This is a genomic window from Enterobacter cloacae complex sp. SHL009, from assembly GCF_049237205.1.
GTDB lineage: Bacteria > Pseudomonadota > Gammaproteobacteria > Enterobacterales > Enterobacteriaceae > Enterobacter > Enterobacter cloacae_M.
Map to the genome: position 1 here is coordinate 162,563 of NZ_JBMKIW010000005.1, position 14,225 is coordinate 176,787.

The 14,225-nt window shown below is 52.4% G+C and carries 15 protein-coding genes; 6 read left to right on the forward strand and 9 right to left on the reverse strand.

Features of this window, described 5'->3' with window-relative positions:
* Positions 1 to 351, reverse strand: a complete 351-nt coding sequence (gene flhD / locus ACOTZC_RS13745) for a flagellar transcriptional regulator FlhD (protein ID WP_023312264.1) — start codon at positions 349 to 351, stop codon at positions 1 to 3.
* 794 nt (positions 352 to 1,145) lie between these two features.
* On the opposite strand from flhD, the gene uspC reads away from it, so the two are divergent.
* Complete coding sequence (uspC, locus tag ACOTZC_RS13750; protein ID WP_023312265.1) at positions 1,146 to 1,574, forward strand: universal stress protein UspC; 429 nt, start codon at positions 1,146 to 1,148, stop codon at positions 1,572 to 1,574.
* 15 nt (positions 1,575 to 1,589) lie between these two features.
* Here uspC and otsA read toward each other — a convergent pair whose 3' ends face one another.
* The 5 genes from otsA to araF all read right to left on the reverse strand — a co-directional run bounded on the left by otsA (position 1,590) and on the right by araF (position 7,545).
* A complete protein-coding gene (gene otsA / locus ACOTZC_RS13755) occupies positions 1,590 to 3,014 on the reverse strand; it encodes an alpha,alpha-trehalose-phosphate synthase (protein ID WP_029741334.1) in 1,425 nt (474 codons plus the stop codon).
* Entirely contained in the window at positions 2,989 to 3,792 is an 804-nt protein-coding gene (gene otsB / locus ACOTZC_RS13760; RefSeq protein WP_023312267.1) for a trehalose-phosphatase, read from the reverse strand. Before otsB ends, otsA begins: the two co-directional genes overlap by 26 nt.
* Positions 3,793 to 3,968: 176 nt before the next feature.
* The gene (araH, locus tag ACOTZC_RS13765; protein WP_023312268.1) at positions 3,969 to 4,955 is read right to left on the reverse strand and encodes an L-arabinose ABC transporter permease AraH; all 987 of its coding nucleotides are present in this window, start codon (positions 4,953 to 4,955) and stop codon (positions 3,969 to 3,971) included.
* A gap of 14 nt (positions 4,956 to 4,969) precedes the next feature.
* Complete coding sequence (gene araG, locus ACOTZC_RS13770) at positions 4,970 to 6,484, reverse strand: L-arabinose ABC transporter ATP-binding protein AraG (protein WP_421635824.1); 1,515 nt, start codon at positions 6,482 to 6,484, stop codon at positions 4,970 to 4,972.
* A 71-nt stretch (positions 6,485 to 6,555) separates the two neighbouring features.
* Positions 6,556 to 7,545, reverse strand: a complete 990-nt coding sequence (gene araF, locus ACOTZC_RS13775; protein WP_003859687.1) for an arabinose ABC transporter substrate-binding protein AraF — start codon at positions 7,543 to 7,545, stop codon at positions 6,556 to 6,558.
* A gap of 787 nt (positions 7,546 to 8,332) precedes the next feature.
* Here araF and ACOTZC_RS13780 point away from each other — a divergent pair.
* The gene (locus tag ACOTZC_RS13780; RefSeq protein WP_023312270.1) at positions 8,333 to 8,836 is read left to right on the forward strand and encodes a non-heme ferritin-like protein; all 504 of its coding nucleotides are present in this window, start codon (positions 8,333 to 8,335) and stop codon (positions 8,834 to 8,836) included.
* Positions 8,837 to 9,288: 452 nt separating this feature from the next.
* Positions 9,289 to 10,632 (forward strand): anaerobic C4-dicarboxylate transporter, encoded by a 1,344-nt coding sequence (locus tag ACOTZC_RS13785; protein ID WP_023312271.1) that lies wholly within the window; start codon positions 9,289 to 9,291, stop codon positions 10,630 to 10,632.
* A gap of 42 nt (positions 10,633 to 10,674) precedes the next feature.
* On the opposite strand, the gene ACOTZC_RS13790 is transcribed toward ACOTZC_RS13785, so the two are convergent.
* Together ACOTZC_RS13790 and azuC are read right to left on the reverse strand one after the other, a co-directional pair.
* Complete coding sequence (locus ACOTZC_RS13790) at positions 10,675 to 10,926, reverse strand: DUF2766 family protein (RefSeq protein ID WP_008500405.1); 252 nt, start codon at positions 10,924 to 10,926, stop codon at positions 10,675 to 10,677.
* A gap of 107 nt (positions 10,927 to 11,033) precedes the next feature.
* Complete coding sequence (gene azuC, locus ACOTZC_RS13795; RefSeq protein ID WP_014884364.1) at positions 11,034 to 11,117, reverse strand: stress response protein AzuC; 84 nt, start codon at positions 11,115 to 11,117, stop codon at positions 11,034 to 11,036.
* Between the two features lie 234 nt (positions 11,118 to 11,351).
* Between azuC and yecR the strand changes: the two genes are divergently transcribed.
* The gene (gene yecR / locus ACOTZC_RS13800) at positions 11,352 to 11,690 is read left to right on the forward strand and encodes a YecR family lipoprotein (RefSeq protein ID WP_023312272.1); all 339 of its coding nucleotides are present in this window, start codon (positions 11,352 to 11,354) and stop codon (positions 11,688 to 11,690) included.
* 204 nt (positions 11,691 to 11,894) lie between these two features.
* Positions 11,895 to 12,392, forward strand: a complete 498-nt coding sequence (gene ftnA, locus ACOTZC_RS13805) for a non-heme ferritin (protein WP_014884366.1) — start codon at positions 11,895 to 11,897, stop codon at positions 12,390 to 12,392.
* A gap of 36 nt (positions 12,393 to 12,428) precedes the next feature.
* Here ftnA and ACOTZC_RS13810 read toward each other — a convergent pair whose 3' ends face one another.
* On the reverse strand, positions 12,429 to 12,770 hold the full coding sequence (locus tag ACOTZC_RS13810; protein WP_045404419.1) for a hypothetical protein: 342 nt from the start codon (positions 12,768 to 12,770) through the stop codon (positions 12,429 to 12,431).
* 229 nt (positions 12,771 to 12,999) lie between these two features.
* Here ACOTZC_RS13810 and tyrP point away from each other — a divergent pair, with 229 nt between their 5' ends.
* Positions 13,000 to 14,211: a tyrosine transporter TyrP gene (gene tyrP, locus ACOTZC_RS13815; protein ID WP_045404417.1), complete on the forward strand. Its 1,212-nt coding sequence runs from the start codon at positions 13,000 to 13,002 to the stop codon at positions 14,209 to 14,211.
* Positions 14,212 to 14,225: the final 14 nt, after the last annotated feature.

Here is a 14,225-nt window from a genome sequence, read left to right on the forward strand (position 1 = left end):
CTAGGCCCTTTTCTTACGGGCTGCGTCATCAGGCTGGCTGATTTCGTTAAGCAAGCGAGTGGAAAGAAGAATACCGGTATGGATCTGTTGGAGATCGTCCACACGGGATTCCTGCGTCAGACGCGTTATTGTCTGCGAATCATCGAAACGGAACTGGCAAACCAGTTGATTCGTTTCAGCCAGTTTAACCATCTGCGGGAGGGTTAAGCCGCCCAGCATGGTTGCCATTTCTTCGTTAATACCCAGACGAAACATCGCGGACGCCTTGTCCTGACTAATCAAACGCTGCGCGAGCAGTAAATACGACAAATTGATGTCATAGATATGTTTTAGCAACTCGGATGTATGCATTGTTCCCATCCCGAATAACCAACTATTATTTTTATGCGGAAAGACCGCACCCCGTGATGTCGCCGGGAAATCACCCGGTATAAAAAAGAAAAGGCTAAATGCATAGTTGAATTTAGGTTTGTATTCACTGAAACCGTAAGAGAGAAACCGCGAATGCGTCTCTTACATGATTTATCATTTCTTACAAATAACTAAGATTTTTCCTAATTCGACGCAAACTCTACTCGTCAGTTTTGACACATACAATCCAGCCACCCTCAAATTTAAAAAAAATGTGATCCACGTCACACAATTTAAGTGAATATGACCCATAAATCCATCAGTATGACTTGTAATTTGTTCAATATTTAGACAATCAGTACTGTTTTGTATTCTTAATTGACGAATACTCATGCAGAAGGGTGATCCGAACTGGCATGCAACGTGCTTTTCCTGCCGTAAGCGCCGCGCGGAAACATTTACATCAGGCCCCTCTCCTGGAAACATTTTTCTTACCGTGAAAAAACATATAGTTATGCAGCTAGTACAAAAAAGTTGTTTCAGGACGTGATCATTCGAAATGAGTTTGTAACGCATCAAAACGATTTAACAGTCAAAGCGTGGATTTGTGTGATTTACGTTAAGTTGTTAATTTTTTTCATTTAGGCGCATTTTTCAGTTATTCTTCTTATAAGAATAATTAATGAATAATTATGATAAGCTTCACACTAATGTCGTAATCTGCTCTTGCAGAACCGGAGATTTCGCGGTAAAGGTGGTTAAACGCTGTCTTTCAGACATCCAAGGAGTGCGCCATGAGTTACTCCCATCTTCTTGTTTCCGTTGCAGTTTCCCCCGAAAGCCATCAGCTCGTCGCCCGGGCAGTTTCCATTGCCAGACCCCACAATGCCCGCATCAGCCTCATCACGCTCGCTGCCGAGCCGGAGATGTATAATCAGCTGGCCGCCCCCATGCTGGAGGATATTCGCGAGGTTCTGCAGGAAGAAACGCAGCAATTTCTGCGCGAATTAGTGGAAAAGGCACAATATCCTGTTTATGAGACCGTTATTGCGACCGGGGAACTTAACGCCCATATTCTCGATATGTGTCGTAAACAAAATATTGATTTAGTGATTTGCGGGAACCATAACCACAGCTTTTTATCGCGGGCAGCCTGCGCGGCGAAATCTATTGTCGCGTCGAGCCAGGTCGATGTGCTATTAGTGCCGCTTGGGGGGCATTAACCCCCCAGCAGTAAATCAGGCGAGTTTAGGGAAGGTCGCGATCTTTTTTTGCAGATCGCCTTCATGACTTTGCGGAGCGATATCCCGGAGATCCTGAATAAAACGCGCCTGCCAGTGGTTAATATCGTTCTTCCGGATTGTTTCCATCATGTCAGCATGGCGGGAAATACGTTCCGTGAGCGGCATTGTCAGGGCGCGATTCAGCGCGTTAGCCACGTCATCCCTGTCGTAAGGGTTAACGATGAGCGCCGACGTGAGCTCATTTGCGGCCCCGGCAAACTGGGAAAGCACCAGAACACCCGGGTCGGCAGGATCCTGGGCCGCCACATACTCTTTCGCCACCAGGTTCATCCCGTCGCGCAGCGGCGTGACTAGCCCAACGTCCGCATAGCGGAAGACCTTCATCAGGATCTTACGGTCAAAGTGTTGATTCAGGTAAAACAGCGGCGTCCAGCCCAGCTGGCCGTAGCGGCCATTAATGCGCCCTGCTTCTGTCTCCAGCTGATGGCGAATATCCTGATAGGCCTGAACCTCACCGCGCGACGTCGGCGCGATCTGGGTATAGCGGATTTTCCCGTGATGCTGCGGGTATTTATCCAGCAGCGTTTCATACGCCAGGAAGCGCTCCGGTAGCCCTTTGGAATAATCAAGACGCTCAACCGAGAAGATATTTTTCACGTGCTTGAGTTCATTCTTAAGCTGCGCCAGCTTCGGCGGCAGCGGGCCGGAAGCCTGCTCCGCGATTTCGTCAGGTTCAATCCCTATTGGATAGACCTCGGTGTGGAAGGTTTTCCCCCACGCCGTATGGGTTTTCCCGCCTTTGGTCACCAGACGCGCTTTGCCAGACACGGAGTCAAGGAAAGCGAGGCGGTCATTTTCGGTCTGGAAGCCCAGCAAATCGTAATCGCACAGCGCCTCCAGCAGCTCTTCATGCGGCGGCAGCGCGGTAAAAATTTCCGGCGTAGGGAACGGGATGTGCAGGAAGAAGCCAATGCGGTTATTTACCCCTCTTTTTCGCAGCTCGCGCGCGAAGGGCAACAGGTGATAATCGTGGATCCATAAAATATCGTCTTCTTCGATTAATGGCAGCAGTTTATCCGCCAGCAGCGCATTCACACGCGAGTAGCCTTCGAAGGATTCACGCTGGAATTTGACCAGGTCAAGACGATAGTGGAACGCAGGCCACAGGACGGCATTTGAGAACTGCGAGTAATACTCGTCATAGTCTTTCTCTTTCAATGCAAATGAAGCCCACGTAATGTTTCCGCGCGTCACCTTTTTGAGCGGTTTCTCTTCTTCACTGATTTCTCCACTCCAGCCAAACCACAGCCCGCCAGCGGCTTTTAAGGCACCTAACACCCCTACCGCCAGGCCACCTGCACTGGCTTTTTTATCGTCAGGCGGTGCGATTCGGTTAGAGACGACGACTAAGCGACCCATAATGGTTTCCCCCTTTGCTTTGCGCTATTTGTTGTTGTTGCTGGTTAGCGATGTCAGATATCCACTGCCAGACGCTGGCGACATCCGCCAGTCGCCATTCGGCAACGGTGTCACCAGGCCCCACCTTGACGGCGATCCCTTCGGCCTGATTCACCACGCGAAACCCGGCCTCGTCGGTCAGGTCATCGCCAATAAATACCGGTGTACGTCCCTTAAATGGCGGTTCCGCCATAAACGCCGCAATAGCAGCACCTTTATTAATCCCCTCAGGTTTTATCTCAACGACGCACTTCCCCGGCTGCAGCGCGAGCTGCGGGTGTGCATCGGCCACGCTGCGAGCAATCGCAAAGACCGCCGCCTCGTGATGCGGTGCCTGCCGATAGTGCAAAGCGAAAGCCATGCCCTTCTCTTCCAGTTCAGTGCCCGGAAGCGACTCAAGCGCCGAGGAGAGTTGAGTGTGTAACGCCTTAATTAAGGTCTCAGGAAGTGATACAACGTGCAGTTGATCATGGATATCGCGGCGCTCCGCTCCGTGTACACCGGCTAGCGGAAAGTGGTAAGGACTGGCGAGCACGTCCAGCTCGGCCATTGAGCGCCCTGAAATCAATGCCAATGCGCCCTCGTTCAGTCTTGAGAGCTGCTGCAAATTCTCTAGCACCGTATCCGGGACGACCACGTCGTCAGGATGCGGCTGGATCCCGGCGAGCGTCCCGTCGAGGTCAAAAAAGAAAGCATATTTTCCGGGCAGTACAGGCGGTGCGGTTAACAAGTCAGCCACCCTTTTCCTCCTTACGGTTTACGAGAGGTAAACGCCTTTACCTCTTTCATAGTCATGTGAGTATAGACAGTGTGACGTGGCTCGCCATTTGACAACCGCCCCGCCAGTATTACTGGCGAGGCGGTTAAGGGGTCAACTATGGTTATAAGTTGAGCAATAAAAGGTGGGGAAAAGGACTAAACGGTACGCTTCGCTTTTTGCTTGTAACGGTCGAAAATCACCGCTGCCAGCAGGATCAGGCCACGCACGACGTACTGCGAGAACGGCGAAATATTCAGCAGGTTCATGGCGTTCTCTACCGTGCCTAAAATCAGGATACCGGCCACCACATATGAGATTTTTCCGATGCCGCCCTTGAGGGAAACGCCCCCTAAAACGCAGGCCGAAATCACGATCAGCTCGTAACCAATAGAGGTCATCGGCTGGCCGCTGGTCATGCGCGACGCAAGAATAATTCCCGCAGCGGCAGAAACCAGCCCTGAGAGCACAAAGATAATAATCTTGGTTCGCACTACCGGCACCCCGGCCAGACGAGCGGCCTCTTCGTTACCGCCAATCGCCAGCGTATTGCGGCCAAAGGTGGTCCGGTTGAGCAGGAAGCCGAACAGGATCAGGCAGGCCACGGTCAGCCAGATTGGCGCAGGCAGACCCAGCCAGTTGGCGTAACCCAGGGTAAAGAAGCGCTCGTCTTCAATCCCCACAGCTTTACCGTCGGAGATAATATAGGCCAGCCCGCGGACAATTTGCATTGTCGCAAGCGTGGTGATCAGGGCGTTAATCTTCAGGCGTGCGATAACAAACCCGTTCACCAGACCGCTGATGACGCCGAGTAGCAGACCGGCCAGAACGCCAATCCACAGGCTCTCCGTCATGTTGATCACCACTGCCGTCGTGACGCCCGCACAGGCAATCACCGACGCTACCGACAGGTCAAAATCGCCGGAGGCCAGACAGAACAGCATCCCGCAGGCCACCATCCCGGACATGGAAATGGCCAGCCCCAGCCCCTTCATATTAATGAAGGTGGCAAAGTTAGGAACAAAGATCGCGCAGGCGAGGAACAGCGCGGCAAAGACCACAAGCATGCCGTACTGATCCCAGATACGTCCAAAACTCAGCGCCGACTTCGACTTAGGCGCTCCGGATGTAGTAACAGAGGACATCATTAACTCCTTACTCAGGCGACAGCCTGGCTGACTTTAGGCATGGCGAGGTTCAACGCCTGTTGTTCATTCGCCTGTTCATGAAGTAATTCACCGGCAATTTCGCCTTCACGCATCACCACAATGCGGTCGGCCACGCCAAGCACCTCCGGCAGATCGCTGGAGGCGAAGAGCACCGCCACGCCGCGTTTTGCCAGCTCATAGATCACGTTATAAATCTCGTGTTTTGCCCCCACATCGATACCGCGCGTCGGCTCATCCAGCAAAATGACCTTCATATCTTCGGACAGCCAGCGGCCTAAAATCGCCTTCTGCTGGTTTCCGCCTGACAGATTCATGATCAGCTGTTCCGGACCCGGCGTTTTAAAATTCAGCGAGCGAATATGGTGGTCGGCATTGCTCGACTCCCAGCCATCGTTTATCAGGCAGCCTGCGCGAATAAACTTGCGGCGGGCGGAAATATTGATGTTGTCGCGTACCGAATGCACCGGAATAATGCCCTCTGCTTTACGGTCTTCCGGGCAGAGCATCATGCCCGCCCCGATCGCGTGGGCCGGTTTCTGGATATCGACCCGTTCACCGTCAATAGAAACCTGCCCTTCGGTAATACGGGTTCCACCGAACAGGCCTTTCATTAATTCACTGCGCCCCGCCCCCACCAGACCAAACAGGCCGACAATTTCGCCGCTGCGAACAGATAACGAAATCGGCGTGCGCACGCCCGGCGCTTTGACGCTGTCCAGGCGCAGGCGTTCAGGGCCATACTGACGCGGCTGCCAGTGATAAATATCACCCAGCTCGCGTCCGACCATCGCCTGAACAAGCTGGTCATGGTTAACCTGCTGCATGTCGGTAAAGGTGCGCACATAGCGCCCATCTTTAAAGACGGTGATGGCGTCGCTCAGGGCAAATATCTCTTCCATGCGGTGCGAGACATACAAAATCGTACGGCCTTCCTGACGCAATTCGCGGATCACGCGGAACAGATTTTCTATTTCACGCGCAGAGAGCGAACTGGTGGGCTCATCGAAGGCGATAATTCTGGCGTTACGCGCCAGCGCCTTGGCAATTTCAACCATCTGCCACTGGCCGATGGAGAGATATTTCAGCGGCGTCTGGGGATCGACGTTCAGACCCAGGTGTTTAAGCTGCAGCCCCGCTTCATAATTAAGTAGCGAACGATTTACCACTCCGCCTTTATGCGGGAGCTGTCCTAAATAGATGTTTTCCGCCACGGTCATCTCAGGAATGAGGTGCAGCTCCTGATAGATGATCGCAACCCCGGCATTGAGCGCCGCCGTGGTATCGGCAAACGCCACCTCTTCGCCGCGAATGGCCAGCGTGCCGGTCGTAGGCGCATAGTTGCCGCTGAGAATCTTCAACAGCGTGGATTTCCCCGCGCCGTTTTCCCCCATCAGGGCGTGAACCTGGCCGGCATAGCAGTCGAAGCTGATATCGGTCAGCGCGTTAACACCGGGGAAAGTTTTCCCGATGCCGCGAAAAGAGAGATACGGATCAGACTGTCGCATAACGTCTCCGTGATTCCTGTAGTGTGTACGTCTGGCCCCTCACGAAGCATGAGGGGCACAATCACCGCGTATTACTTACCGCCCAGCCCTTTTTTCGCCAGCTCCTCTTTGAAGTTGTCGCGGGTAATCAGCACCACGTCGGTCACTTCGGTAAATTTCGGCGGTTCGGCCCCTTTGGTTACCCAGTTGTAGAGCATCTCACTGGATTTGTAGCCGTGAACGTCCGGGCTCGGCAGCAGAGAACCGTAGAAGCCGGTAGCCTGCGCTTTGGACAGCTCGCTGACGGCGTCAACGCCGTTGATGCCAATCCCGATCACGTCAGGCGCCTTGAAGCCCTGGCCTTCCGTCGCGCGTACCCCGCCCAGCACGGTGTTGTCGTTCATGCCGACCACCAGCCAGTGTTTGACCTCCGGATGCTGGACCAGCATAGAGTTCGCGGCGTCGAAAGCGCCCGGGATATCGTTGGATTTGGTTGGGACTTTATAGATCTGTTTTTCCGGGAAGCCGGCTGCTTTCAGCGCATCCATTGAACCGGTAGTACGACGACGGGCGGTGTCCAGCTCGTCAGCCGTGATAGCCATTACCGCGGTCTCTTTGACATCCCAGCCGCGCTTTTGCATCTCTTTATAGAGCTCCTGGCCCTGGCGTTCGCCAATTTTTGTCGCCGCCATCATGACCAGCGGGACGGTATCCATCGGCTTGCCTTTAGCGTTGACGAACTGATCGTCAACCGCGATGACCTTCATGTCGTAACCGCGCGCCTTCGCCGCAATCGCCGATCCCAGCTTTGGATCAGGGGTACAGATAACGAAACCTTTTGCACCGCTGGCCGCAAGGCTGTCGATGGCGTTCAGGGTTTTTTCGCCGTCAGGCACGGCGATTTTAATGACTTCAAAACCTAAATCTTTCCCGGCTTTATCTGCGAATTTCCATTCAGTCTGGAACCAGGGCTCTTCGGGCTGTTTTACCAAAAAACCGAGTTTTAAATTCTCAGCGATAGCGGATTGTGACATAACGGCAGCCAGACCGATGGCCGCCAGCGCTTTAGTAAATTTGTGCATGGTAAACTCCAGCTTTAGCATTCTTTTCTGTAGGGAATAAGTGCGTGCTTCTTATTTAATCGGACTTAAAACAAGGCATTAGCGCTTACCTCGTCATAAGCGTTATTGCTGGTGATAGTTTTAGCGGGAAATTAATCATCCATAAGAGAGCCCCATCACACCGCAGAATTACAGTAATTGCGTACATAAATTCAGCGAAAAATGACATAAAAAATGCGGGATTTGTCAGACAAATAGAAAGGGGTTAAGCAGAATTATCCATAAGATTAGCCAAGATATCCCTGATGCCCCTCAGCGGGCAAAACGCAGCTGGCGTTAAAGGGGTTCAACATGTTTTTCATCAAGGATGTACAACGCACCTGTAAAAACGTTATTTCTCAGAAATTGATTTAGCGCAATTTTATTGGCACATCATATATTCGAAACGATTAAACCGTATTTCTCTTTTTCTCGGAGTAATATTCCAACTTAATATCCCCGAAAGAGTAACAGTGTGCCTTAATGGTAAAAATCCTTAATTATTAGCTTATTAAGTCACATTCAATTCATGGCGAGCTAATTGTATTTATGTACTATATTAAACTTTGTAATGTATGGTAAATACAGCCTGATTAAGAGTTTTCTTAGACTCAAGACAAGGGTATGCTTATTTATATCGAACACAGGAAGTGAATTTCGGTCGACTTCGGTCACGGCAGAATGTCTATTTCTGCTCTTTTCTTCGTATTTGCCTGGCGCTCAGGTTAAGCAACGGACATCACGTCCCACAGTCAATAAGGATATGAGTATGGCTACCCAAACGATGATGCAAAAACTTAACGCGCAGATGAACCTTGAGTTCTACGCCTCGAACCTGCACCTTCACTTAAGTGCGTGGTGTGCCGAGAATAGTCTTACGGGGTCTGCTACATTCTTTCGCTCGCAGGCGCAAAGTAACGTCACCCATATGATGCGTGTCTTCAATTTTCTGAAAGCCGCAGGGGCAAATCCTGTCGTTAAAGCCCTTGATGGGATCAACGAAAACTACTCCTGCCTGGAAGAACTGTTTCAGAAAACGCTTGAAGAGTACGAGCAACGTTGCAGCACGCTCAGCAAACTGGCCGATGAAGCCAAAGCGCAGCAGGACATTACGACGCTCAAATTCTTACGTGATATGGACAAAGAGCAGCAGCAGGATGGCATGCTGCTGAAGACGCTGGCGGATGAGATCCATAATGCGCAGCAGGCGGGTTTATGTCCTGAGCAAACCGACCGTCATCTGCTCGACATTGTGGCGGTACAGCACCACTGAGTTTTTTAATCTGCTCCAACCGGGCTGAGGGTTTCCCAGAAATTTATTAACCTGAAGCGATGAATTTTGTATCAGGCAAGTGAATAACTTACAGCGATGTCCTGGTCCGGCTGTAAATCGCCGAAGCGGCGATTTACAGCCGGGAGCCCGGGTCGCCAGGGCGGCGGCGATTGAGTCGCCCTGGCACGTTCACCGGTCATGTCGTTAAAAAGTAGCAAGGAACATGAAGTGAACGGAATGACCACCCCAGCCCTCTCCCTCAAGGGAGAGGGAGTCGTCCGTGCAGGCATTGTTTTGTGGGGATCCCTCCTCCCACCTGAGGCAGGATTCCTTTTCCCATCTCCAACCTTCTGCTTTTGCTGAAATTTAACAAATCAGATCTGGCTCCCAATGATTAACCACACAACGTGTGATGATTTATTTAGTTACATAATCATTGACGAGGGAGCATCATGATCACCATTGAGTTTGTTGTCATTCTCCTCTGCCTGCTGACGGGTACGCGTTTCGGCGGTATGGGGCTGGGGTTAATCAGCGGCATTGGTCTTTTTATTTTATGTTTTGTCTTTGGTCTGCAACCGGGTAAGCCGCCGGTTGACGTTATGCTGACCATTCTCGCGGTAATTGGCTGTGCGGCTACGCTGCAGACTGCGGGCGGCCTCAACGTCATGATGCAGTTTGCTGAACGCCTGCTGCGCAAACACCCGCAGCACATCACCCTGCTCGCCCCTTTCACCACCTGGATGCTGACCTTTCTGTGCGGCACCGGGCACGTGGTCTACACCATGTTCCCCATCATTGCGGATATCGCCCTGAAAAAAGGGATCCGCCCGGAGCGCCCCATGGCCGTGGCATCGGTGGCATCACAGATGGCGATTACGGCATCCCCCGTTTCCGTTGCCGTTGTGTCGCTGGTGTCCATCCTGGCGGCCCAGCATGGGATCGGCCACGCGTGGGGGATCCTGGAAATTCTCGCCGTGTCGGTTCCCGCTTCGCTTTTCGGCGTAGCCATTGCGGCCCTGTGGAGCTTACGCCGTGGGAAAGATTTGGCGGACGACATTGAGTTTCAGGAAAAGCTGAAAGATCCTAAGCAGCGCGAGTTTATCTACGGCGGTACGGAGACGTTAATGAATCAGCGTTTCCCTAAACAGGCCTACTGGTCCACGTGGATTTTCTTTGCCGGTATTGCCGTGGTCGTTTTGCTGGGGGCATTCCCGGAACTGCGCCCCGCCTTTGAAGTGAAAGGCAAAATGACGGCGCTGTCGATGAACCTTGTCATTCAGATGATGATGCTAATTGCGGGCGCCGTGATGCTGATGGCCTGTAAGGTTAATGCGTCGGCGATTTCCAACGGCGCGGTGTTCAAGGCCGGTATGGTCGCGATCTTCTCGGTGTTCGGCGTGGCGTGGATGAGCGATACCTTTTTCCAGGCGCATCTCGACGAGTTAAAGCTGGCGCTGGAAGGCGTTGTGAAAAGCCACCCGTGGACGTATGCCATTGTGCTGTTTCTGGTGTCAAAACTGGTGAACAGCCAGGCGGCGGCGCTGACGGCCGTTGCGCCGATGGGGCTGATGTTAGGCATCGACCCGAAAATGCTGATCGCCTTTTTCCCGGCGTCCTACGGCTATTTTGTCCTGCCGACCTACCCCAGCGATTTGGCCTGCATCGGCTTTGACCGGTCAGGCACCACCCGCATCGGGAAATTTATCATCAACCACAGCTTCATTTTGCCAGGGCTGATTGGGGTAAGCTGCGCGTGCGCGGCGAGCTACCTGCTGGTCCAGACGTTCTTTTAACAGCATCAAAGGGCGACACGTGCCGTCGCCCCTTTCCCTGTTTTAGTGGGACTCACCCTGCGGCGTGAATCGCAGCTCAATCAGCGCGATGGCTTTCTGGATCGCACGAAGCGTAACCGGGTCAGCGGCAGCAGGATGGCTGGCAAAATCGATATTTTTCAGCTGCGTAGACATCTTCTCGCGCACTTCAACCGGCGCAATCACGTCCAGAACATCAAGGATTTGTTTGATAACCAGCTGACAGGCGACAACGTCAGAGACCAGTTCCTGATCGGCGCTCAGGTTTTGTGACATGGGTTTTCTCCTTATTTAAAGGCCGCCATAGTAGCAAAACACGCCCCCTGACATCTTCCCTTCATCGCCTGCAGGTACAAAAAAACCCGCCGAAGCAGGTTTTTTTATCAGAACATGGCGCCTGGCGGCACGTCTTTGAACGTGCGGCAGTAATTGGCCCACATGCTTTTCAGGATTTTGCGCAGTTTCACGATGATGCTCCATTAACTTGTTATACAACTTTATTGTCAACGTGCTTATAATATGACCACCATCACAAAAATCAATCTTTTTGTGATACTCATCACATTCTTATCAGGATTTGGCCTGATAGCGCTCCCCTCTCACCCGTTGCGAAGAGTGAGGGCAGATTGTCCGGCTATTCCAGGCATTGCAGCGGGCATCTGCGGGTACGATAAGGTATTTCCATCCACTCAGAGCGAACCATGAAAAGAGTCATTGTAGCCGGCACAATCCTGCTGCTCGCGGGGTGTAGTATCAACCGCCAGGCTGAAGTCAGCAGCCGCGACGCGCCGAACGGCATCGTCCGCCTCGACTACGGCCAGGCAGCGCTGCAAAATGCGTATTCCGATGAGTATGTTAATAACGGCACTGCGGCAAAAGCGTGTCAGAGCATGGGGTATGCCACTGCCTCAGCCTATGGTCAGCCCATTAAAACCTGCACCCTGACGAGCGGCTCTTTGTGCCTGAACGAGAGCGTGACTATCCAGTATAAATGTATGGGTTACGCCGTTAACCCTAAGACAAATAATCCCTGGTATTAATCAACGCTGCCAGCGTTTGCTGGCAGTTTATTTCATTACGAACAAAAACAATTCTCATTAATAAATTATAAAAATCGCCAATGCGTTTTATTCCCATTCGTATTTTAAATAAATAAAATAAAAAATTTACGTTTTGCAAATAATTAAATAACAAATTATAGTGTCGCTCATTGTGAACCAGAAATAATAATCCGGAGCGTCACCATGCTGAAAACTGAAATGATCGACAAGCTCAACGCACAAATGAACCTTGAGCTTTTTTCATCCCTGCTCTACCAGCAGATGAGCGCCTGGTGCAGCTATCACAGCTTCGAAGGTGCGGCCGCGTTTTTGCGTCGTCACGCTCAGGAAGAGATGACCCACATGCAGCGTCTGTTTGATTATCTTACGGATACGGGCAGCCTGCCGCGCATTGAAACCGTGGCTTCACCTTTTGCTGAGTATAATTCTCTCGATGAACTGTTCCGCGCCACCTACGAGCACGAGCAGCTGATCACGCAGAAAATTAACGAACTGGTCCATGCCGCGATGACCAGCCAGGATTATCCAACCTTTAATTTCCTGCAGTGGTATGTCGCTGAACAACACGAAGAAGAGAAGCTGTTTAAATCCGTACTGGATAAATTGTCTCTGGTGGGGAAATCCGGCGAAGGTCTTTACTTTATTGATAAAGAACTTTCCACCCTCGATACGCAGAATTAATTTCAGCGCGGTGCCGAAAACCGGCACCGCGTTAATTTACATACACCCCGCACAGCTGGTGCAGCGCCAGTCATGAGGATTCACCGCCTGGTAAAAATAGCGGTAGCTGGACGTCTCCAGCGGAATACCCACCTCGAAGAACATATCCGTTAACCAGTCGACATTCTCAACGATCCACTCATCTTCCTGTAAGCCTTGTGCAAAGGTTTCATCTTCAGGATCGATAACCGAATAGATTGCCCAGGTGCCCATATCCTTTTCGCGGCGGGACTCGGGAAGTATCAGGGGTTGGTTCTGCCAGCTGATTATCCAGTGCCCATGGCACAACAGGTTACCTCCCCGACTCCATGCCGCGGTGAAGGGATTCTCTCCAGCCATAAAACCCTCACTTAATTTGATAATTTATATTTATTGTTTACGTTACGCCGGAATATCGCCCAGCAATATTGCCCTTATGAAGTAGGCATCCGCCTAAAAAGGATCAGAGCGCCAATAATTCGTAAACTATTCGTTACACTACTTGTAACGGTGATTTGACGAATTACGGCTTTTCCCTTACTCTGCGCCGCAGATTTTGTCGCGGTTAAGCATTGTTGTAGAGGAAAGCGTGAAAAACAGAACCCTGGGAAGTATTTTTATCGTCGCCGGAACGACGATTGGCGCAGGAATGCTGGCCATGCCCCTGGCGGCCGCGGGCGTGGGATTTGGCATGACCCTGCTGCTGCTGGGGACGCTCTGGGCGCTGATGTGTTACACCGCCCTGCTGCTGCTTGAGGTTTACCAGCACGTCCCCGCCGACACCGGTCTGGGTTCGCTTGCGGCGCGCTATTTGGGACGCTACGGCCAGTGGATAACCGGCTTTAGCATGATGTTCCTGATGTACGCCCTGACCGCCGCCTATATCAGCGGCGCCGGGGAACTCATCGCCTCCAGCGTCAACGACTGGTTTGGCTCTGACATTACCCCGGCGACGGGGGCTATCTTCTTTGCGCTCATCGGCGGCGGCGTGGTCTGCGTGGGGACATCGCTGGTCGATCTGTTTAACCGCTTTCTGTTCAGCGCCAAAATTCTCTTCCTGATTATCATGCTGGTGCTGCTGGCCCCGCACGTGCACAAGGTCAACCTGCTGACGCTGCCGCTGGAAAAAGGGCTGGCGCTTTCCGCGATCCCGGTCATTTTCACCTCGTTTGGCTTCCACGGCAGCGTGCCGAGCATCGTCAGCTATATGAACGGCGATATCCGCAAGCTGCGCCGCGTCTTTGTTATCGGCAGCGCGATCCCGCTGATCGCCTATATTTTCTGGCAGCTGGTGACGCTGGGCAGCATTGACTCTTCGACCTTTATTGGGCTGATGGCGCAACACGCTGGCCTGAACGGTTTTCTGCTGGCACTGCGCGAGGTTGTTACCTCCCCGCACGTGGAGCTGGGGGTACACCTGTTTGCCGACCTGGCGCTGGCAACCTCGTTCCTGGGCGTGGCGCTCGGCCTGTTTGATTACCTCGCCGACCTGTTCCAGCGTCGCAATACCGCGGCTGGACGCTTGCAGACGGGGGCCATCACCTTCCTGCCGCCGCTCGCTTTTGCGCTGTTTTACCCACGCGGATTTGTGATGGCGCTGGGCTATGCGGGGGTGGCGCTCTCTATCCTGGCCCTGCTGCTCCCTTCCCTGCTGGCATGGAAGAGCCGCCAGCAGCATCCGCAGCAGGGTTACCGCGTGGCGGGGGGAAAACCGCTGCTGTGCGTGGTGTTTTGCTGTGGGGTGGTGATTATTCTGGTGCAGGTGTTGATTGCAGCCGGGATGCTGCCGGAAGTGGGATAACAAAGGTTTAAGGG